Consider the following 21,681-nt stretch of genomic DNA (forward strand, 5'->3'; position numbering starts at 1 on the left):
TCTATTTAACTCCAATCTTTCATTTCCTGTTCATATAACTCATGTAATCTTAGATTATCTAAGCTATTTATAACCGCATCCTTTTGTACGGACATAATTGCTGAAGGAATCTTAAACAAGGGTTCCATGTTGGCAGGAAGTGCTTGATGAGGGACAGAGATTTGAGGTATTTTCTTTGCCAATTTTTTATGTGCTCCTAAATGAAACCCCCATAAACCAAATGAGGGAACAGTCACATTATATTCCAGAGTAAGGAGGCCAGCTTTTTTAATGGTCTCAGCAATGCTCCAAAATGTCTTCGGTGCATCCTCCGGTGAACCAGACTGACAAACTAATGCACCATCTTTCGATAAATGGTTAGCCACCTGGCTAAATAATTCCTCTGTATATAATGAACTAAGGATAGGGTTAACAGGATCTGGAAAGTCAATGATAATTACATCATATGCTTGCAGCTCCCTTGTAATAAATTTTTGGGCATCCTCAATATGAACATGCACCCTGTCATCTAAAAAAGCTCCATTATTTAGAGCTAATAGTGCTGGTTCAGTTTTCGCAAGTTGAATGATAATTGGATCAATATCAACAAAATCAACATGTTTTACTTTTGGATATTTAAGAACTTCCCGCAACGCCAGACCATCGCCTCCGCCTAAAATAAGAATACGTTCATGGGGCGCTGCCATCTCCATTACCGGGTAAACTAATGCTTCATGATAATGCCTTTCATCCAGGGAACAAAACTGTAACTCTTGGTCCAAATACAAGCGAAGATCATTGGCTTTAACTAATAGTATATCTTGATATTGACTAGATCCATGATAAAGAACATCGTGTTTTCCTGCGATTATTTCTTTTAACTGCTTCATGTCCCAATCGTTTCCACGGTTGTCTTGTAATTGTAATAACTCCCGTGAGTTCCCCTTTTCGGTATTCTCAGTGTCTGAAGTAAGGATTAATTTTTTCATTGTAGAAGTGTTTTTCGATTCTTCTCCACGAGAGTGCTCATAAACTTCGACACGCTTAGCTTCTATTTTTTTCAGAATTTCCTTTACTGTAGGCCATATCTCCTGATTACCACATGTATACAAATCCAATGCCACATATCCATGTTCCGGCCATGTATGAATGGAAAAATGTGAAGTTGAAATACCAATAACTCCAGTGACGCCTTGAGGTGAAAAAGAATGAAAATGCGTTGATAAAATCTCCATTCCTATATGTTCAATTGCTTTTGTCAGTAATTCTTTTAATTGTTCTGCATTATTCAGAATAGCAGACTGACATTCAAATGCATCGATAATCAGATGTTGACCTTTCGTATCCATGAAACCACTTCCTTATTAGTAATAAGAGAATTATTGTTATAGTGGGATAAGTTTCTATCCCCTATTAATAACCACATACTCTTCAAATTCATTCATTTCTCTGTGCTTGTCTTTCTATAAATACTATATGTTTATCCAATTTAATGAGTTTGTGCATATATCTTATTTTATAAAATGTATTTGAAATGAAGGTTGTTTTGACTTTGATACGATAAATATCTATACAAAACAAAGAGCTGTAAAAATGTTTTCGAACGGAGACAGAGCAATAAGAACTTGATATTAGATTCAAAATAGCCTAGAGGCATCTTTCCCCCTAAGCTCAATATTAGCTCTTTGAATCAACAAACACGATTTAATCGATTACCATTTTGACCACTAAATTCTTTTTATCATTGGTCCAAATCCATCATATTTATATTTTTCTCAAGTTATTTAACAAGAATGTGAAATTATATTTTGACATACTATCACAACTTAAATTCTTAATATTTTGCATTAAATTTTATCTAGGTTTCTTACAAAATTCGGTTATACTCTATTCACATCGTGGTCACACACCACTGAAAACTATCGGAAACTACAGTTCATTTAAGCATTAATAATCTCCATAAAAACGTGATATAAAAACATTTAAGGATATTTTAGAAACTACAGGAAATTTCATCCTCACGCTGGCAGCGTAGAGGTCAGCGCTTCGATCCCGCTATGCTCCATACTTAGATTTACCAACGTTTTCAGACGTTAAATATCCGTTCAGCGTAACGGTGCTATTTACGTCAGCGTAACGGTGCTATTTACGTCAGCGTAACGCCTTACCTTCCCAAAGCCTATTACTTACCGTTTGTCCCTAATACCAAATTTTTGCGAAACTATGCGTATATTTTTGTGAAAATTGGACGAGACTGCTAGTAAATTAATCTAGGAGGTTATCAAAATGTTTAGATTCGGGAAGGGAAAGCCACGAAGTAAGGTCGGCAAATTCATCGATAAGCACGGATATTCACAAGAGGAGTTTGTAAGTGCGTCCGGAATCTCACGCAATACGATAAGCAGAGTTTGCAGCGATCCCAAGTATGTGCCATCAGCCGGAGTATTAAAGAAAATCATGAAGGCGGTTCGAAATATAGATGCTGGCGCAAAGGCAGATGACTACTTTGATTTATAAACAAAAAGGCCCCAGCGTAATGGCCGGGGCTAAATGTTGATACTCTCCTTATCCATGCTCCCTAAGTCCAAACTTTCCTTTCGCTGGAACAGCCGCATGTCCTTAACTTCCCAGGCGTATTCTCCCACTGTGAAGGCTCCTTAAAAAAAGCATTGCCTTGCTTCCACTTGTCCATCTTCCAGTATTGCCTGCATCCCGTTATTTTCAATTACCTTCAAACAATTTTCAAGCTTACATACACCAAAGATCATACCGGTTGGGAGATTGTCCAGGCGCTTGCGGTGAGGAGGCTTGGCAGCCAGTCGGCGGAAAGGGAGTGGATTTCTGAAATCAACTGGAACGTTTATTAAATAAAAAAACTGTAGGCAAATTATTCGAATTTGCCTACAGTCTGAAATCCCCCACCTCCATTAGGAGCGGGGATTTTCTTCATTTTCATTTCTTGCAGTTCTTTTGTTCCTTTTAGACAAACCCTGCAGGGATTTCTATTATCAAGGGCTTGTTATCGATTAGGGACAAAGGGTTATTTATTTCGCTTCAGCTATTTTCGACCAACCATTTTCTTTATGAACTGAACCACAGGCGACACAATGGAATCATGTACATTCGTAAGGGCATAACCGATCAGTCCCAATATTACCAGGGCCATTATTAATCCTATTATCAAACCCGATGTTTCTCTAAGTTCTTCAAGTACAGCATCCATTCCTTATCCTCCCCGGCTTGCCGATGCAACTTATTTTACGGTTTATCACCCATTTTACTTCTGAAAGCTTCATTAACCGTTTTATCTTCGAACTTTGCACCCATTCCGTTAAATTAGGTTCATTATAACGCATTGGATGATTATGGTCGAGGTGCCACTTTTAAACGTATTTATTGATGACTTTCACATCATCGCTTCCTGATAAAGCCTTTATTTCTAGCGTTTCTCTTTAAGTTAAAATATAAACCTTCGTTTCTATACGATCATAAAAGAAAAAATGTAAACCTTTTCATTTGTCCATAACCGACAAACGGAAGGCATAATTATTGTTTTTTTGAAACATTGTGAATATTGTCGAATAATCGTAAGCTTAATTTATTGAAATACATCTTCTTAGGGGGTGCGCTTTATATGGAAGCCATTACAAGGGACTTTTTCTTATTTTTATCTAAAAATAATCTGCTTAATAATATTGCTAAAAAAAGCGGAGGAAATTTTGCTGCTGGAAAGATCATTGGGGGAACTGATTTCCAAAGTTCCATTAAATTTATTAAACAACTTAATAATAGTGGCTTGTCGGTTACAGTCGATCATCTTGGGGAATTCGTTGATTCTAAGGAAGTGACTCAGGAAAGGACGGCAGAATGCATCGAAACCATCGAAATGATCAGCAGGGAAAAACTTGATTCACAAGTTTCTCTAAAGATGACTTCTTTGGGACTCGATATCGATCATAATCTGGTCATAGAGAACATGACGAAAATTCTTGATACAGCAGAAAAGCATAAAGTCATGGTCACGATCGACATGGAAGATGAAGTTCGCTGTCAGGCAACAATCGACATTTTTAGACAGTTCAAGGAAAAATACAGCTGTATAAGTACTGTTCTGCAAGCATATTTATTCCGCACAGAGAAAGATTTGGAGGACCTTGCCCAATATAAGCCATTCCTGCGTCTCGTAAAGGGTGCCTACAAGGAATCTCCAGATGTGGCTTTTCCCGAAAAGGATGATGTAGATGAAAACTATAAAAAGTTGATTAAGCAAAGTCTTCTTAACGGTAATTATACGGCCATTGCCTCACACGATGACAAAATCATCGAGTATACAAAAGAGTTGGCTAAGAGGCACAACATTCCAAATACACAATTCGAATTTCAAATGCTTTATGGCATGAGAAACAAAACACAATACGAGTTGGTCAAGCAAGGTTACAAAATGCGCGTCTATGTACCATATGGTCTGGATTGGTATGGATACTTCATGAGAAGGCTTGCAGAAAGGCCATCCAATATTGCCTTTGCCTTCAAAGGGATGGTCAAAAGCTAAATATACATTTAATATTCTAATTGTTACAAAAAATCTATAAAAAGGTGTGAGTATAAATGATTTCATATAAACACGAACCATTTGTTGATTTTACAAACGAGGAAAACAAAAAAGCGTATCAGGAAGCTCTTCAAACTGTTGAAGGCTACTTAGGGCAAGACTACCCTCTTTATATCGGGGCAGAGAAAGTGACGACTGATGAGAAAATCGTTTCATATAACCCTGCTGATAAGCAAGAGGTCATCGGCCGAGTATCGAAAGCGAACAGGGATCTTGCCGAAAAAGCCATGCAGGAAGCTGTTACCGCTTTTGAAAGCTGGAAAAAAGTGAAGCCGGAAATCCGTGCTGACGTTTTATTCAAAGCGGCTGCCATCATTCGCAGACGCAAGCATGAATTCTCTGCGTTATTGACAAAAGAGGCAGGAAAACCTTGGAATGAAGCTGATGCCGATACAGCTGAAGCAATCGATTTTCTTGAATTCTATGCCCGTCAAATGTTGACGCTTAAAGATGGTGTGCCTGTACAAAGCCGTCCGGGAGAATATAACCGCTATGATTACATTCCATTAGGAGTCGGCATCATCATTTCTCCTTGGAACTTCCCATTTGCCATCATGGCAGGTACAGCTGTTGCAGCTATCGTTACTGGTAACACAATCCTGTTGAAACCAGCTTCGACTACTCCTATTGTTGCTGCGAAATTCGTTGAAGTGATGCTTGAAGCAGGCCTTCCAGCAGGAGTATTGAATTTCGTTCCAGGGAACGGAGCCGAAGTGGGCGACTACCTGGTAGATCATCCAAAAACACGTTTCATTTCCTTCACCGGTTCACGTGATGTAGGTCTGCGCATTTACAAACGTGCTTCAGAAGTGAACGAAGGCCAAGTTTGGCTAAAGCGTGTCATTGCTGAAATGGGTGGAAAAGATACGATCGTCGTCGACAAAGAGGCGGATCTGGAATTGGCAGCTCAATCGATCGTGAAATCGGCATTTGGCTTCTCGGGACAAAAATGTTCTGCTTGCTCCCGTGCTGTCATTGTAGAAGATGTATATGATCAAGTTTTGGATCGCGCTGTCGAGTTAACTAAACAACTGACTGTCGGTAATCCTACAGAGAACCACTTCATGGGTCCTGTAATCGATCAAGCAGCTTTCGACAAAATCATGAGCTATATTGAAATCGGGAACCAAGAAGGACGCATTCTGACTGGAGGAGAAGGAGATAGCTCTAAAGGCTACTTCGTTCAACCGACAATCGTCGCTGATGTCGATGCGAAAGCCCGTTTGATGCAAGAAGAAATCTTCGGACCAGTTGTTGCCTTTACAAAAGCCAAAGACTTTAACGAAGCTCTTGAAATTGCCAATAACACAGAATACGGTTTGACCGGGGCTGTCATTACGACAAATCGCCTTAACATGGAAAAAGCACGTGAAGAATTCCATGTGGGGAACTTGTATTTCAACCGCGGCTGTACTGGTGCAATCGTAGGTTATCAGCCATTCGGCGGGTTCAACATGTCAGGAACCGATTCCAAGGCAGGCGGACCGGACTACTTGCAGCTTCATATGCAAGCTAAAACAACATCAGAAACGTTCTGATAATGTTCCATCAAGCAGTTTGAATACTCGTTTTGGTTATGTATCTTCCATTTTGCGATACAAAACCAAAACGAGGGTAAATGGAGGAAGTGACAAATAGGTTGCTTCCTCTTTTAAAACAAAAAATTATATATTTCAACCTGAAGGGAGTCTTTTATGGATTACGCATTAATAATTTCCATCAGCATTTACATGGCTGGCATGCTTTTCATTGGTTACTTCGCTTACAAACGGACTTCCAATTTAAATGATTATATGCTTGGCGACCGGGGCCTTGGTCCTGCTGTCACTGCATTAAGCGCCGGCGCTGCGGATATGAGCGGTTGGCTTTTGATGGGGATGCCTGGTGCCATGTTCGCAACAGGACTAAGTTCCATCTGGATCGTAATCGGCCTGACGCTAGGCGCCTATGCGAACTGGCTGTATGTTGCGCCAAGATTAAGAACCTATACGGAAGTCGCCAATAACTCCATTACGATCCCCGCTTTCCTGGAAAATCGTTTTGGCGAGGGTTCACGGATCCTAAGGCTCATTTCCGCTTTGGTTATCCTGATTTTCTTCACCTTTTACGTTTCTTCCGGAATGGTATCCGGCGGAGTCTTATTCCAAAGTACATTTGGCCTTGATTACCATACAGGTCTATGGATCTTAACAGGCGTCACCGTTGCCTATACTTTATTCGGTGGATTCCTGGCAGTAAGCTGGACAGACTTTGTTCAAGGAATCATCATGGTCGTTGCCTTGGTTCTTGTACCGATCGTCACCCTTTTCCATGTTGGCGGTTTCGGTCCTTCCATAGATACGCCACGTTCCATTGATCCAGCTCTATTGAATATTTTCACGGGGACGAGCTTTTTAGGAATCATCTCATTATTTGCTTGGGGACTGGGTTACTTCGGACAGCCGCATATCATTGTCCGCTTTATGGCGATCAGTTCTATTAAGGAAATCAAGAAAGCCCGTACTATCGGGATGGGCTGGATGATTTTCTCCAGTATCGGTGCCATGCTGACTGGATTCATCGGTATCACGTATTTCCATCAGAACAACCTGAAGTTAGATAATCCTGAAACGATTTTCATAGAGTTAGGTGAAATACTATTCCACCCACTTATCACTGGTTTCTTGATTTCAGCGATACTGGCAGCCATCATGAGCACGATTTCTTCGCAGCTTTTGGTTACGGCCAGCTCTTTAACGGAGGATATGTACAAAACTTTCTTCCGTCGTTCCGCTTCAGATAAAGAGCTTGTTTTCCTGGGCAGACTTTCCGTACTGACCATATCCATCATAGCGCTCATTCTCTCTTGGGAACAGAATGACACGATTCTTGGACTTGTCGGCTATGCATGGGCTGGATTCGGATCTTCATTCGGTCCATTGGTCATACTAAGCCTCTGCTGGAAACGGATGACAAGATGGGGCGCTTTAGCCGGGATGATCGTCGGTGCCGGGACTGTAATTTTCTGGTCCATGGCAGGATTATCCGATACGCTTTATGAAATGATTCCTGGTTTTGGCGCGAGCTTGATTGCCATCATCGTGGTCAGTCTTCTTACAGCGAAACCATCTAGGGAAGTAGAAGAAAAGTTCGAAGAATTCGAAAGAACATTAAAACAATAATAAATCCCCTAAAAGGAACGGTATATGAAATTTTTTTCATATACCGTTCCTTCTTTGTGCTTGCCCCTATACACATCATCCGTTTAAAAGTATTATTAGACTAAGTTATCATCCAATTCAAAAAACAGGGGGCCATATATGTCATTAGAAAAAATCCTTACTCTCACAAACATCAACGATATAACGGATATGGTCAGCACTTATTTAAAAAAACCAGTGGTCATCGAAAATGACCAATTTTTATTGCTGTCATATAGTTCATATTATATCGATCACTTCGACCAAGCCAATCGGCAAACCATTTTCACAAAGCATTGGCCGATTCCAATCTTGGAGAAATTCATGGATGAGGGCATTGTCGAACAGCTTAAAACGATGCAGCATCCCTTTAGAGTGAAACAAATCGAGGAAATCGGTTTAAATCAAAGAGTCGTTGTAAGCGCGGTACACAAAGGGCAAGTCTTCGGATTCATATGGGTTCAAGAGACGGAAATGATGACTGATTCAGACTTGGAATTTTTGCATGAGGTTTCCCATCATATCGGCAAGCTCCTTTATCAGAAAAAACAGATAAACATGAAAAAAGATGAAGAAAAAAATGAGTTTTATCAAAAGGTCATTGATGAAGTCTATCAAACTGAAAACCAAATAAAATGGGAAGCCGCCAATATGAATCTCCTCATTCCGGAAACTTTCCTTGTAAATGTCTTTACCATCGCTCAATCCGATGCGGAACATTTCGATGAATTAACGGATACAGTCAGTCTATTCGCCAATGCTTTGAATCATTTTTCCCATGTATTCACAAACCAATTGAAGATCATCGTATTAATTGGCAGCAACGGAAAAGGGAAAGAACTCCTTTCTGAAAGCGCCAATGATTTAACGAATACGGTTCTTTCCCAATTCAATGATCAAAGGGTGTTCCCGGGAATCGGAAATGAATATTCTTCGATTCTTCAATTAAGAAAATCCTACCTCGAAGCCCTGGAAGTGATCAATGCAGCGAAGTTCATCGGTAAACCTGAACAGCTTCCTTTCCAATATAGCAAGCTAGGGATTTTCCGTTACCTCGAAATGATCTCCCATCATCATACTAAAACGAATTATATCAATATGGATTTACAGATTCTTCAAAAGAAGGACCAGGAAAGCCAAACGAAACTCCTTCAAACATTGGAAATATATCTGTTGAACAATTGCCGGATCAAACCGACAGCTGAGCAGCTATACATTCATACCAACACATTGAAATATAGATTGAACCAAATAGCCGATCTCACTTCAATCGATTTTGATGACTTACACTCAAGAATACAACTCTACATCGATTTACAGCTTATAAAGCAGAAATCTTAAGGCATTTCGCTTTTACGGTTAAAAGATTCAAACAGCTAAAGAGTGAGGAGCACGGAGACCCATCAGCCGTGTTCCTCACTCTTTTTGGGATAACATCTCAATATGCCGGCACTTTCCCATTCTTTCATTGCTGGAATTTTAATTCAGCTTCAATTATTGCTTTGTCCATGGAATTCCCAGGTTGTTCTAGCATCTTTCCATGACCTACAGCAAGCAAATGCGGATTAAGACTTCTTAATTTCTTTGCACTTTCAAGGGCAAGGAGTTTATCCCATGTAGCAAAGGCCGGGAATGGAAATAAAGGTTTAATGATTCCAGAAATTGCAGTTCCGCCTCTTGTCTGCAGGGCATCCCCGACAATTAAACTATGATTCCGGGTATCAAGAAGCGATATCGAACCAGGGGTATGCCCAGGTGAATAAATCACTTCCAATGAACCGATACGGTCGCCCTCTTTAAGCAGCAAGTCTGGTTGAGTTTGAATGTTTTTGGGGACTCCACCGCGGATTGGATTTTCATTTTGTAAGGGGCTGGAATCACCAGCCAGTAATGATGCTTCCCTGATAGAAATACTCACCTGCACATCAGGCATTAACGCTTTTAGCCCGTCTAGTGCACCGACATGATCATCATGTGCATGAGTAACTATTATTCTTGTTATCGGTTTTCCAATAATCCGCGCCGCCTTCAAAATACTTTTTCCGCTGTAGGGTAAAGCTGCATCTACTAGTGTAAGGCTATCCTCTTCTTCTATGAAATAACAGTTTACGGGAAATACGCGTGGCATGAAAGATAGTTGATATACTGTATCGACCTTTGTCAGCTTCATCTTTAATCAAACTCCCCCACACACTTATATAATTACAATCATAAATAATATGATTATTTTCTCAATAATATTCCATCCTTATAGTCTTTCTATGTAAACTAAAGCCTCACTGGTTATGTTCACAATTTCAGTTTTGTCCTAGTTATCGCAATATGATAAAAAACCAGCTCTCAAATACCTTGAGCTGGTTTGTCATGTATCTTTTTATATTAATTTATTTCAGGGCATTTCTCTTCATGAAACGTTTTCCTTGTCGCTTGCGTATTCATGCTCCCAAAAGTCGGCGTTTTTTATGCCTAAAGCTTTGGGATCGAAAACCGGATCCACCCCCGCCTTCTTTTGCGTTTCGTAATCCTTTAACGCAATAAGCGCCGGTTTGGCCAGAATTAAAATGGCAATGACATTAAGCCAAACCATAATGCCCAAGCCAGCATCCCCTAATGCCCAAGCAAGCTCTGCCGTACGGACGGATCCATAGAAACTGGCTGCCAGGATGATGAGCTTCAAGGCGAACATGGCCCATTTACCATTCCGATTACGCATTAAATAGGCGATATTGGTTTCGGCAATATAATAGTAGGCCATGATTGTCGTAAAGGCGAAGAAGAAAAGGGCTATTGCAACAAAGCCAGCACCAAAACCTGGGATTACACTATCGATTGCCGCTTGTGTATACCCTGGACCAGGTGTTACATCTCCCAAATTATTGACGATGTATGAACCATTTTCAGCTTGTGTATTATACATGCCTGTAAATAAAATCATGAAGGCCGTAGCAGAACAAACGAACAATGTGTCGATATACACCGAGAATGCTTGGACAAGTCCTTGCTTTGCCGGATGTGATACTTCAGCCGCAGCCGCCGGATGAGCACCTGTCCCTTGACCGGCCTCATTCGAATAAACGCCGCGTTTCACTCCCCAAGCAATCGCCATACCAATGAGTCCCCCAAATGCAGAATCCAAACCGAAGGCACTTCTGAATATTAAAGAGATGACTCCCGGTAATTCAGTGATATTCATTAGGACGATGACAACGGATAGCAATATATAACCAAGAGCCATGAATGGGACGATTAAGGTTGCAGCATTAGCTATACGCTTAACACCACCGAATATAATGAAGCCCAGTAAAAGGACGATTGCCAAGCCAGTGATCACCGGTTTGATGCCGAATGCATTTTCCACTCCGGCAGCAATCGAATTGGATTGAACACCTGGCATAAGGATGGCCATGGCTATAAGGGCAGCAAATGCAAAAAGTACAGCAAACCACTTCCACCCTATCCCTTTTTCAATATAATAAGCGGGGCCACCCCGATATTGTCCATCTTGTTTGACTTTATAAATTTGAGCTAAAGTGGATTCCACAAATGCACTTGCCGCTCCTATGAAGGCTATGGCCCACATCCAGAAAACGGCACCAGGACCGCCAAAAGCGATAGCGGTTGCCACTCCTGCAATGTTACCTGTACCGACCCGCCCTGAGAGGGCTATCGATAAAGCCTGGAATGAGGAAACCCCCGCTTCCGAACTTTTGCCTTGGAACATCAAAACGACCATTTCCTTAATATGCCTCACTTGCAGAAAACGGGTTAAAATCGAGAATAATAAACCCACTCCCAATAAAATATAAATGACTGGCGCACTCCATAAAACTCCATTTAAAGCCGTAATAAAATCAGACAACCAAGCTCCCCCTTTGATTATATTTAGAAAATTCTAACTTATCTTTTATTAATTATATTTCATCTTAATGCATTAAACAATAGTTTCCGCGTCAGGAAATCTAACATGATAGTTTCGTCTTTCATTTCCTTCCCTAATCGAAAAAAACGCCAGCGATTCCGCCGGCGTCATGTTTTTTTCATTTAAGTCAAGATACTCTAATCGCACCGAGTATTTCCCGTTCCAACTGATTGGTTCTCTCCATTTTTGTTGATTCCGTCCACCCGAAGTATCCAGCCATATATTCAATCACTGCACTTTTATGCGTTTGGACTAAATCGATATCGAATAACAGGGTCCCGGTCCTTCGGAAGAAGAAGTCCACTGGAGTTGCGGCCATTTCATGTTCTAGTGCGTATTTCAGCTGTACGAACAATTTCTGCGGAAGGCCAATGCTTGCTGCTCCGTCTCCTTCGCTTTTTGCGATATCAAATAACACAGGTGCGTTGGACCCGTACATGGCCAATATTTCTTCGGAGTCCTTAACGGCAATTCCTGAGTCCACTCCCATTTGAATATGTTGCTTGATATAATCGGAGAAGTTGCTTGATCCTCCGACATCCCCTCCTGAAATCGGCATTCCTTTAGTGCTGCTGGTTGGGTAAGTCTTATTAGATTGCTGGGAAAGCTTCCCTGCCACAAGATCGACCGTCGTTTTTGCCATTTTGCGATAACCGGTCAATTTACCTCCCGCAATCGTGATAAGACCCGAATCGGACTCCCATATTTCATCTTTCCTTGATATTTCAGAAGGGTCTTTTCCTTCTTCAAGAATCAACGGCCTTACTCCAGCCCAGCTTGATTCGATATCATCATCGGAAATTTCCACTTCTGGAAACATATAATGTATCGACTTTAATAAATAGGCACGGTCCTCGGATGTAACGGTTGGCACTGCAGGATCACCATCATAAAAAGTGTCCGTAGTCCCTACATAAGCTTTACCGGCTCTCGGGATGGCAAAGATCATCCGTCCATCAGGTGTATCAAAATAAAGCGCCTGCTTCAACGGGAACTTCGATTGGTCGATGACCACATGGACACCCTTGGATAACTTCAGCGTTTTCCCTTTTTTCGATTGATCTTTCTCACGGATGGAATCCACCCATGGACCTGCTGCATTAATAACTTTGTCTGCGTATATTTCATAAGCATCACCTGAAAGTAAATCGGCAACTTGGACGCCGTTCACCTTTCCATTTTCATATAACAATTTATCTACTTTTGTATAATTTATCGCCATTGCACCTTTATCGACAGCTGCCTTCATCACTTCAATCGTCAGACGAGCATCATCTGTCCGATATTCGACATAGTAGCCTCCGCCTTTCAGTCCCTCTTTCTTAACGAGGGGCTCCCGCTTTAGTGTTTCATCTGCCGAAAGCATTTTCCTGCGTTCTGCTTTTTTAACACCTGCAAGGAAATCATATACACGGAGTCCAATGGAAGTACTGAATTTCCCGAAGGTGCCTCCTTTGTGCATCGGTAACAGCATCCATTCCGGCGTGGTCACATGCGGTCCATTTTCATAAACGATTTCCCGCTCTTTACCAACCTCAGCAACCATTTTTATCTCAAATTGCTTCAAATACCTTAAACCGCCATGGACCAGTTTTGTCGAGCGGCTTGAAGTACCTGCCGCAAAGTCCTGCATTTCAACCAATGCCACTTTCATCCCACGGGTCGTTGCATCCAGGGCGATTCCTGCACCGGTAATTCCCCCACCAATGACAACTACATCATATTTTTCCTTTTTCAGAAGTTCAATTGTTTCTTCCCGATATATATTTGAAAACCTCATCCCTGACTCCTCCTTTAAGTAATGCTCTCTATTGTCGTGTAGCTTGAATTACTCGTGTATTCGCGCTATTTACTCGTGTATTCGTGCTGTTTTCTCGTGAGTTCGCACTGTTTTCTCGTGGTTCTGCAAGTTTACTCGTGTATTCGCGCTGTTTACTCGTGAGTTCGTGTTGTTTACTCGTGAATTCTGCACGTTTACTCGTGAGTTCGCGCTGTTTTCTCGTGAGTTCGCTTATATTCAATTGGTTCATTTGTTCTCATAGTTTCTCATTCATATAGATATTAATATCCCTAATCTGCCTTTAAAAACAAAAAAGAGAGACCATAAATGCACATTATCGAATTCACGATAACGCATTCATGGTCTCTCCTGTTCTCCGGCCGAGTTATTAACTTGATTTCAGTATAGCATACTCCAGCTCATTTGAGAAAGAAATCACCTTGTTTTTTTATTTAAACGCCATTGCAGCGTGTACAGCTTTTTTCCAGCCCTCATATAATTTATCACTATCTTGCTCTGCCATGGATTGTTTGAAGGTTTTGTCCACCGCCCATTGCCGAGAGATTTCTTCTTGATCCTTCCAATACCCGACAGCAAGTCCCGCTAAATACGCAGCCCCCAATGCCGTAGTTTCGTTTATGATCGGCCTTTCGACAGGTACCCGTAATAAATCACTTTGGAATTGCATTAAGAAGTCATTCTTGACTGCACCGCCATCCACTCTCAATGTCTGCAGCTCGATTCCTGAATCCGCCTCCATTGCATCAAGGACATCCTTCGTTTGATACGCAAGTGATTCAAGTGTGGCACGAATGAAATGTTCTTTGGAGGTACCGCGCGTCAAACCAAAAACGGCTCCCCGTACTTCACTGTCCCAATATGGAGTTCCAAGGCCTACAAAAGCCGGCACTACATATACTCCATCCGTACTTTCCACCCGTTTTGCATAGGCTTCGCTATCCTTGGCATCATGAAGCATCCGCAGACCATCTCGCAGCCATTGGATTGCGGAGCCAGCTACGAATATACTGCCTTCCAGTGCATATTCGACCTTCCCATTCAATCCCCAAGCAAGGGTCGTCAATAGTCCGTGGTCGGAACTGACAGCCTTTTCCCCTGTATTCATGAGCATGAAACAGCCTGTGCCATACGTATTTTTGGCCATTCCTTCATTAAAGCAGGCTTGGCCAAATAATGCAGCCTGCTGATCACCGGCTGCTCCGGCAATCGGAATAGATTGGCCGAAGAAATGATACTCGACCGTACGTGCATACTCCTCGGATGATGGTCTTACTTCCGGCAGCATCGACTTCGGTACAGTCAATATCTCCAGCAGTTCTTCATCCCATTTCAGTTCATGAATATTGTACATCAATGTCCGGGATGCGTTGGAATAGTCCGTTACGTGAGCCTTGCCTCCTGAAAGCTTCCAGATTAGCCAAGTATCGATGGTACCGAATAACAGCTTGCCTTCCTCCGCCTTTTGTCGTGCCCCTTCCACATTATCGAGGATCCATTTCACTTTCGTTCCGGAAAAATATGCATCTATCAACAATCCCGTTTTATCTCGGAATAAATCATTAAGTCCCTTTTCCTTCAAATCATCACAGATTTCACTTGTTTGTCTTGACTGCCATACAATCGCATTATAAACAGGAGTACCTGTCTCCTTATCCCAAACGACTGCCGTTTCACGCTGATTAGTAATCCCGATACCAGCAATTTGCTCTGGCTTTACACCGGATTCCGATAGTACACCGGCAATCACTGCCAGGATCGATCCCCAAATCTCATTGGCGTTATGCTCGACCCAGCCTGGTTTAGGGAAATGCTGCGTGAATTCCTTTTGGGAGGAATGGACGATTTCCCCCTTTTTGTTAAATAAAATCGCCCGCGAACTTGTTGTTCCTTGATCTAATGATAAAATATATTTTTCCATAGTGTATGCCCCTCCTTTTAATTAACTAGCGATATTCCTGCTTTCCAATTCATGTGACTGTTTTTTCCCAAATGCATAGGCTAATACCAATAGTACCAAGCTTGCACCCAAAACAGACCAAAATCCTACTGTTATATCCCCTAAAAAGAATGCTTTATAACAAACGGCACCAAGTGAACCCCCAACAATCGGTCCAACTACCGGAATCCATGAATAGCCCCAATTCGAATTGCCTTTACCCGGTATCGGCAGCAAAAAGTGAGCGATGCGGGGCCCCAGATCACGGGCCGGGTTTATGGCATATCCTGTCGTTCCCCCGAGTGACATCCCAATCACGACAATTAATAAACCGACAGCGAATGGGTTCAGACCCTCTGTAAAATCATTGGCACCTATGAATAATAAACCAAGAATAAGGATGAAAGTTCCAATCATTTCACTTAATAGATTTGAAAATGTATGTGGGATAGCAGGTGAAGTCGCAAACACACCAAGCTTCGTTCCTGGATCATCAGTAGCTTTCCAGTGTGGTAAATAGTGCAGGAATACTAGAGTTGCCCCCAGGATTGCGCCAATCATTTGGGCAACGATGTAACCAGGTACATCACTCCATGGAAACTCTCCAATAATGGCAAATCCTACTGTGACCGCCGGATTTAAATGCGCCCCGCTTATGGATCCCACTGCAAAAACACCCATGGTGACAGCCAGTCCCCACGCAATCGTGATAACGATCCAACCGGCATCTTTAGCATAAGATCCCTTTAAGGATGAACCCGCTCCAATACCTGCTCCGAATAAAACTAAAATCATTGTGCCTACTACTTCTCCCCAAAATGGAGTCATGAATAAAACCCCTCCCCTGATAATTTAAAAACCTTGCAAACAAATAAAAGGAGATTCACAGCAGAACTATCCTCATAAAAAAATTATGAATAGATCTGTTGTGAATCTCCTAGTCTCCGTCACATATATTAACTTGTAATGTAAAATATACTAGGTTGTGAAAACGCTGTCAATTATTTTGTGAAAAATTAATCTATTTTTCTGTATTTTTTTTCAAATTCCTCGTTCTACCCTATTAGACGATATCCCATAATTCAGTTTTGGAAGTGGTGATTGCCGACGCTCCAGCATCAAGGGCGTTCAGGACTTCATCAGAAGTACGTATGAGACCGCCTGCAAAAATGGGTGTTTGTAGTCGTTCCTTCACTTCTTTTATCATCCACGGCATAGCGCCCGGTAAAACTTCGATATAATCCGGCTTGGTTTTCTGCACCAGCTTATAACTTTTCTCCAGCGCATGCGAATCTATTAAAAAGATTCGCTGGATGGCAATGACCCCCTTTTGCTTCGCTTTCAAAATAACGTTTGATTTAGTCGAAATCAACCCATATGGATTATACTCCTGACAAATGAATTCTGTCGCATATTCATCACTTCTTATGCCATGGATCAAATCGACATGATAAATCATTTTCTTATTATGCTGCTTTGCCATCATACTTACATTTTTCAATTGTGATATATGCAAATCAAGAAACACGCCTATTTCATAGGAACTTTCTAAGAATCTTTCGAAATCCTTCATGCTTGCCGAAGCAGGCAAAATCTTCTGGTTCATTATTTTCCCCCTTATCTCTGGAAAAACTAAAACTTTTAGTAATTCAGTATATTTTAAAGAGCTTGGTTTTTCAAACACATTTTAATGAATCGCCACCCTATCCATCCTTACACTAACATACCTGTCATCCCCTTTATATATTGCGGCTAAAAACGATCCATCATAAAGAAAGTTTCATTTTCAATGCACCATCGACAAGTTCAAATGATTTAATTGTGCCGACCGGGATTTTTCTAACGATGTTCCAAGCATCAACATTCATTTTGATCATTCTATTTTCAAATTCAAAAAATGGTGGTCTGTTAAATATCCTTTGGTTGATGAAACTCCTGTCAATCGGTTCCATTTCCACTAATTCTAATGAGATCGTTCTTTTTTCCACGTGAACCGGTTTTAATGTAATCCTGAAAGCTACGTTTTTCTTAAACATCATTTTTTTCACTTCCGTCGTTCCGGAAAGCACTATATGCTTTGGCGTAATCTCGACTTTAATATCCTGATCAGATGATTTCATCTTTATGATTCTCTCTATCATAGCTGCAGTTACCGTTATCGGTATGCCATTTCCAAATATATTGGATGGATCGAATGCATTCATCCTGGTATTCCCCTCCAACTTTCAATATCACAGTTCATAAGGAACGTCGGTTATAACATATGCCGGGTTCACGGATGCAGTTAACATTTCCCGAGTTAATAATCGATATATTCTAAATCTTCCACCTTCAACCCTTGACCTTTGTAAAAACTACCTGTATAGTCATAATTAATTTAATAGACAACTCTTATCCAGAGAGGTGGAGGGACTGGCCCTTTGATGCCTCAGCAACAGACTAATCATGTACTGTGCTAATTCCAGAAGTGTAAAAACTTGAAGATAAGAAGAGTAAATAGCTATGCTGCCAACACCTCTTCTTATTTTTAAGAAGAGGTTTTTTATTTTATAAAAGGAAAGAAGGAATGCAACATGTCAATCACATTAACGAAAGCGCCTTTTAGGGCGGACCACGTCGGGAGTTTATTAAGACCGGAACGTTTACATATTGCCAGAAAGCAATTTAAGGATGGTACAATTTCAGCGGAACGACTTCGTGAAGTTGAAACCGAAGAAATCAATCGGATTGTCGATAAACAGATTGAAGTTGGATTAGAGGCTGTGACGGATGGTGAATTCAGACGGACATGGTGGCACTTTGACTTCCTTGAACATTTAAATGGAATCGAGGGATATGTTACTGAAAAAGGACTCACTTTCGATGGTGTGGAAACAGAGAGATATAACGTTCGCAATACCGGAAAGGTTTCATTCAATCCTGAACATCCCTTCATTCGTGATTTTATTGAATTGAACAAAATTGTGGACGGACGTGCCGTTGCCAAACAAACCATTCCCAGTCCCAATCAATTATTTGCTGTAGGTGTTCAAAGTGAAGACGTCTACCCTGATATCGAAGACTATGCAAATGATATCGTCAAAGCGTATCAGCATGCTTTGAAAGCTTTTTATGATGCAGGAGTGCGTTATCTTCAATTGGATGATGTATATATTGCCAGGCTTTCAGCTCCGGATTTCCAGTTCAAAGAGGGAAAATATACGAGGGAACAATTAATTGATTTAGCACTGCGTGTAATTAATGGCGCATTGGAAGGCAAACCAGAAGACCTGGTAGTCACCACCCACCTTTGTCGTGGAAACTACCAGTCGACATGGGCATTTGAAGGAAGCTATGCCCGTATTGCCCCAACATTATTGGCAAAAGAAAAAGTGGATGGATTCTTCTTGGAATATGACGATGATCGCTCAGGGGATTTCGAACCATTGGAATACATTCCAAATGGCGGGGCGCGTGTCGTTCTAGGGGTCGTCACTTCAAAAAATGGAAAAATCGAAGACAAGGAAGCTGTTAAGGCACGTATTAAAGAAGCCTCGCGCTTCGTTCCTTTCGAACAATTATGCTTAAGCCCGCAATGCGGCTTCGCTTCCACCCATCACGGCAACAGGCTAACGGAAGAACAGCAGTGGGAAAAGTTGAAGTTCGTCGTTGATGTAGCAAAAGAAGTATGGGAATGATTTTTTTATTAATCATTTGACATATCGATAATTCTCGATATAATGAAATGTATGAAAACAATCGAGATATTTAAAGCATTATCCAATGAATCCAGGTTGCAAATCTTAAAATGGCTCAAGGCGCCTGAACTCCACTTCACCCCTCATGAGGGAATAGATATGAAGGAAACCGGCGTTTGTGTAAGTCAGATTACAGAAAAATTAAACATGACCCAATCCACGGCCTCTCAATACCTCTCGATGCTTCTTAGAGCAGGATTGATCAAGACGGAGCGGATAGGAAAGTTTACGTATTACAAACGAGATGAAGATGCAATCTCAAAAATTACTGATTTCTTGAAAGAAGAAGTATGAAAATGAACCTGATCCCTGCCTTAGTGGGTTAGGTTTTATTTTCCTTTTAACAATTCGACATTTCACGATATGTTTATTTTTTTATTCATACATATTAACATATTCCAATATGTCTTTTCATATAACCATAAATCATTAATGAGGAGTGAATCTATTTGCTTAATACATGGAAAATTTACATGTTGGCGATTATCAGTTTTTTAGTAGGAACATCCGAATTCATCATATCCGGGATTTTAGATAAGATTGCGGATTCTCTTGGAGTGACCCTTGCTGCCGCAGGACAGCTCATTACAATTTTCTCCCTTGTCTACGCAATCGGTACCCCCATTCTTATGGCTTTGACAGCAAGTTTAGATAGACGAAAATTAATGTTGTACTCACTTGGACTATTCGTAGTCGCCAATCTCCTTGCCTTCCTATTACCAGGCTTTGGACCGTTTCTATTTGCACGCATAATCATGGCTCTAGGTGCAGGATTGGTTGTTGTCACCGCTTTGAATATTGCTGCTAAGCTTGCTCCGCCAGACAAACAAGCTAGTTCTATCGCGACAGTGGTCATGGGGTTTACAGCTTCCCTTATCATTGGGGTACCTCTTGGAAGAATCATGACGGATGCATTCGGATGGAAATCTGTCTTTGGCGGAATCGCCCTATTCGGCCTGATTGCCATGATCGTTTTATTCTTTACCATTCCGCCTACCAAAGGGGATAAACCGGTACCTCTTCTCCAACAGCTGGCGCTTCTAAAAAAAAGGAAAGTTGCCCTTGGATTATCGATAACCTTCTTCTGGCTAGGCGGATACTCGATTGCTTATACCTACCTATCTCCCTACCTGCTAACTGTATCAGGGGTAAGTGACGCACTACTTAGCACAGCTTTGCTTATATTCGGAATCGCCAGCCTGATTGGATCAAAGTTTGGCGGATATAGTACGGATCGATGGGGTGTATCATTTACACTAATCGGCGGTATGGCGCTGCATATTGTGATGATCATCATGTTGTCCATCGTTACAAATTCATTGATTGGCGTTTTGACAATCCTTACATTATGGTCGTTCGCGGCATGGTCAACAGGGCCGACACAGCAATATCATTTAGCCACCCTTGAGCCTGAATCATCAGGAGTCATGCTCGGTCTCAATCAGTCGATGATGCAATTGGCCATGGCTGCCGGTGCTGGGATTGGCGGTGTTGCTGTAGAACATGTATCCCTTGCTTCCATAACCTGGATCGGTGCAACGGGGGTTGCCATTGCCATGGTCATGGTCATTGTTCTGGTCCTTTCAAGTTCATCGTCAAGCAGTAAAATAGCACAGTCCATAAAATCCTAGACCGTTATATAAACATTCATCATAAGGCTAGATTTTAGCCTTATGATAAATCCTAAAGCCGAAAGCAACAAAAAAAGAACGCCCACCAGCACGTCCCCTTTTTACTTGCAGCTATCTTCATCATCCATTTTCTTCACAAATATATCATCCGTCACCCTATCTTCCAGTTTGTTCCTCAATGCCAATTGCGCAGCCTTCCCATCACTGGGCGACCCGTCAGAGAAATACATCGGAAACAAGGAGAAAAACATAATATAGAAAGAAAAATAGATAAATTGATACCAGATTACCGAGCTATCCAGGATATTCTGATACACTAAGCTATATATGATCAGCATGCTGACTAAATTAAAGATAGCCCCCCCTAAATAAATCAGCGTATTCGTCAATCGATTATCATGTTTCAATCCTTTGAACTCGCAAGTCCCATTCCAAAAATAATATTTCCTCACCTCTATGTTCCGAAAGGCGAAAAGTTTATTACCACAACCGATCAAGATTTTCTTTTCTGATCCCCCAAAGATCGTAACAAAGAAAATATGCCCGCTCAAATGTATCAGCGTAACGATCGGCAAGATCAAAAAAAAGGAAAATAGAAATTTAATGATATCAGAGAGACCAAACATGTTAATCAACCCTCCTTATCAGAGCAATTTTCTCAAACACCCTATTACTGGGATGTTACTCTGATACCCTGTCCAAAATAGTTATAACTAGTAAATTTTCACAGTAGTAGTATGTTGCTTTCCGTCAGTGTTAAGAGAATAATTGGTTCTTCCACTGCTTAATTCGGCTGTTTCCAGCTTAATTCGGCTGTTTCCTTCTTAATTCGACCTAACTCCAACTTATTTCGCCCTTCAAAAAAAACAGGCTATCTCTTTTCAAAA

General features: G+C 41.3%; 19 protein-coding genes and 1 riboswitch. Of the genes, 9 read left to right on the plus strand and 10 right to left on the minus strand.

Annotated features, from left to right (window positions below; translation table 11 throughout):
- Window positions 1-5 precede the first annotated feature (5 nt).
- Window positions 6-1,328, minus strand: a complete 1,323-nt coding sequence (speD, locus tag ABIE66_RS24825) for an adenosylmethionine decarboxylase (RefSeq protein ID WP_370016650.1) — start codon at window positions 1,326-1,328, stop codon at window positions 6-8.
- 937 nt (window positions 1,329-2,265) lie between these two features.
- On the opposite strand from speD, the gene ABIE66_RS24830 reads away from it, so the two are divergent.
- Window positions 2,266-2,496 (plus strand): helix-turn-helix domain-containing protein, encoded by a 231-nt coding sequence (locus ABIE66_RS24830; protein WP_370016651.1) that lies wholly within the window; start codon window positions 2,266-2,268, stop codon window positions 2,494-2,496.
- A gap of 541 nt (window positions 2,497-3,037) precedes the next feature.
- On the opposite strand, the gene ABIE66_RS24835 is transcribed toward ABIE66_RS24830, so the two are convergent.
- Window positions 3,038-3,202 (minus strand): hypothetical protein, encoded by a 165-nt coding sequence (locus tag ABIE66_RS24835; RefSeq protein WP_370016652.1) that lies wholly within the window; start codon window positions 3,200-3,202, stop codon window positions 3,038-3,040.
- Window positions 3,203-3,613: 411 nt separating this feature from the next.
- Here ABIE66_RS24835 and ABIE66_RS24840 point away from each other — a divergent pair, with 411 nt between their 5' ends.
- From ABIE66_RS24840 to ABIE66_RS24855, 4 genes are all read left to right on the plus strand, one after another.
- Window positions 3,614-4,531, plus strand: coding sequence for a proline dehydrogenase family protein (locus ABIE66_RS24840; RefSeq protein ID WP_370016653.1), 918 nt, complete (start codon window positions 3,614-3,616; stop codon window positions 4,529-4,531).
- Window positions 4,532-4,587: 56 nt separating this feature from the next.
- Window positions 4,588-6,129 (plus strand): L-glutamate gamma-semialdehyde dehydrogenase, encoded by a 1,542-nt coding sequence (pruA, locus tag ABIE66_RS24845; RefSeq protein ID WP_370016654.1) that lies wholly within the window; start codon window positions 4,588-4,590, stop codon window positions 6,127-6,129.
- Window positions 6,130-6,285: 156 nt separating this feature from the next.
- Window positions 6,286-7,752: a sodium/proline symporter PutP gene (gene putP / locus ABIE66_RS24850; RefSeq protein WP_289326743.1), complete on the plus strand. Its 1,467-nt coding sequence runs from the start codon at window positions 6,286-6,288 to the stop codon at window positions 7,750-7,752.
- A 138-nt stretch (window positions 7,753-7,890) separates the two neighbouring features.
- Window positions 7,891-9,111 (plus strand): PucR family transcriptional regulator, encoded by a 1,221-nt coding sequence (locus ABIE66_RS24855; protein WP_370016655.1) that lies wholly within the window; start codon window positions 7,891-7,893, stop codon window positions 9,109-9,111.
- A gap of 124 nt (window positions 9,112-9,235) precedes the next feature.
- On the opposite strand, the gene ABIE66_RS24860 is transcribed toward ABIE66_RS24855, so the two are convergent.
- The 3 genes from ABIE66_RS24860 to ABIE66_RS24870 form a co-directional block, all read right to left on the minus strand.
- A complete protein-coding gene (locus ABIE66_RS24860) occupies window positions 9,236-9,940 on the minus strand; it encodes an MBL fold metallo-hydrolase (RefSeq protein WP_289326744.1) in 705 nt (234 codons plus the stop codon).
- 234 nt (window positions 9,941-10,174) lie between these two features.
- Entirely contained in the window at window positions 10,175-11,629 is a 1,455-nt protein-coding gene (locus ABIE66_RS24865; RefSeq protein WP_370016656.1) for an alanine/glycine:cation symporter family protein, read from the minus strand.
- Between the two features lie 187 nt (window positions 11,630-11,816).
- Window positions 11,817-13,469, minus strand: coding sequence for a glycerol-3-phosphate dehydrogenase/oxidase (locus ABIE66_RS24870; protein ID WP_370016657.1), 1,653 nt, complete (start codon window positions 13,467-13,469; stop codon window positions 11,817-11,819).
- Window positions 13,470-13,552: 83 nt separating this feature from the next.
- On the opposite strand from ABIE66_RS24870, the gene ABIE66_RS24875 reads away from it, so the two are divergent.
- Window positions 13,553-13,747: a hypothetical protein gene (locus ABIE66_RS24875; RefSeq protein WP_370016658.1), complete on the plus strand. Its 195-nt coding sequence runs from the start codon at window positions 13,553-13,555 to the stop codon at window positions 13,745-13,747.
- A gap of 170 nt (window positions 13,748-13,917) precedes the next feature.
- On the opposite strand, the gene glpK is transcribed toward ABIE66_RS24875, so the two are convergent.
- The 4 genes from glpK to ABIE66_RS24895 form a co-directional block, all read right to left on the minus strand.
- Window positions 13,918-15,408: a glycerol kinase GlpK gene (glpK, locus tag ABIE66_RS24880; RefSeq protein WP_370016659.1), complete on the minus strand. Its 1,491-nt coding sequence runs from the start codon at window positions 15,406-15,408 to the stop codon at window positions 13,918-13,920.
- Window positions 15,409-15,429: 21 nt separating this feature from the next.
- Window positions 15,430-16,254 (minus strand): MIP/aquaporin family protein, encoded by an 825-nt coding sequence (locus ABIE66_RS24885; RefSeq protein WP_289314617.1) that lies wholly within the window; start codon window positions 16,252-16,254, stop codon window positions 15,430-15,432.
- 235 nt (window positions 16,255-16,489) lie between these two features.
- A complete protein-coding gene (locus tag ABIE66_RS24890; RefSeq protein ID WP_289326750.1) occupies window positions 16,490-17,032 on the minus strand; it encodes a glycerol-3-phosphate responsive antiterminator in 543 nt (180 codons plus the stop codon).
- A gap of 160 nt (window positions 17,033-17,192) precedes the next feature.
- Complete coding sequence (locus ABIE66_RS24895; RefSeq protein ID WP_370016660.1) at window positions 17,193-17,630, minus strand: hypothetical protein; 438 nt, start codon at window positions 17,628-17,630, stop codon at window positions 17,193-17,195.
- Window positions 17,631-17,814: 184 nt separating this feature from the next.
- Window positions 17,815-17,916, plus strand: a riboswitch (SAM riboswitch).
- Between the two features lie 83 nt (window positions 17,917-17,999).
- Here ABIE66_RS24895 and ABIE66_RS24900 point away from each other — a divergent pair.
- From ABIE66_RS24900 to ABIE66_RS24910, 3 genes are all read left to right on the plus strand, one after another.
- Window positions 18,000-19,103: a 5-methyltetrahydropteroyltriglutamate--homocysteine S-methyltransferase gene (locus tag ABIE66_RS24900; RefSeq protein ID WP_370016661.1), complete on the plus strand. Its 1,104-nt coding sequence runs from the start codon at window positions 18,000-18,002 to the stop codon at window positions 19,101-19,103.
- Between the two features lie 51 nt (window positions 19,104-19,154).
- Window positions 19,155-19,457 carry an ArsR/SmtB family transcription factor gene (locus ABIE66_RS24905; RefSeq protein WP_370016662.1) on the plus strand — a complete coding sequence of 101 codons (303 nt, stop codon included), beginning with the start codon at window positions 19,155-19,157 and terminating at the stop codon, window positions 19,455-19,457.
- A 179-nt stretch (window positions 19,458-19,636) separates the two neighbouring features.
- A complete protein-coding gene (locus ABIE66_RS24910; RefSeq protein WP_370017113.1) occupies window positions 19,637-20,794 on the plus strand; it encodes an MFS transporter in 1,158 nt (385 codons plus the stop codon).
- A 101-nt stretch (window positions 20,795-20,895) separates the two neighbouring features.
- Here the strand turns inward: ABIE66_RS24910 and ABIE66_RS24915 are convergent, their stop codons facing one another.
- Window positions 20,896-21,420, minus strand: a complete 525-nt coding sequence (locus ABIE66_RS24915) for a hypothetical protein (protein WP_370016663.1) — start codon at window positions 21,418-21,420, stop codon at window positions 20,896-20,898.
- Between the last annotated feature and the right edge of the window lie 261 nt (window positions 21,421-21,681).

The organism is Peribacillus sp. B2I2 (assembly GCF_041261685.1).
In the GTDB taxonomy this organism is placed as follows: Bacteria; Bacillota; Bacilli; order Bacillales; family DSM-1321; genus Peribacillus.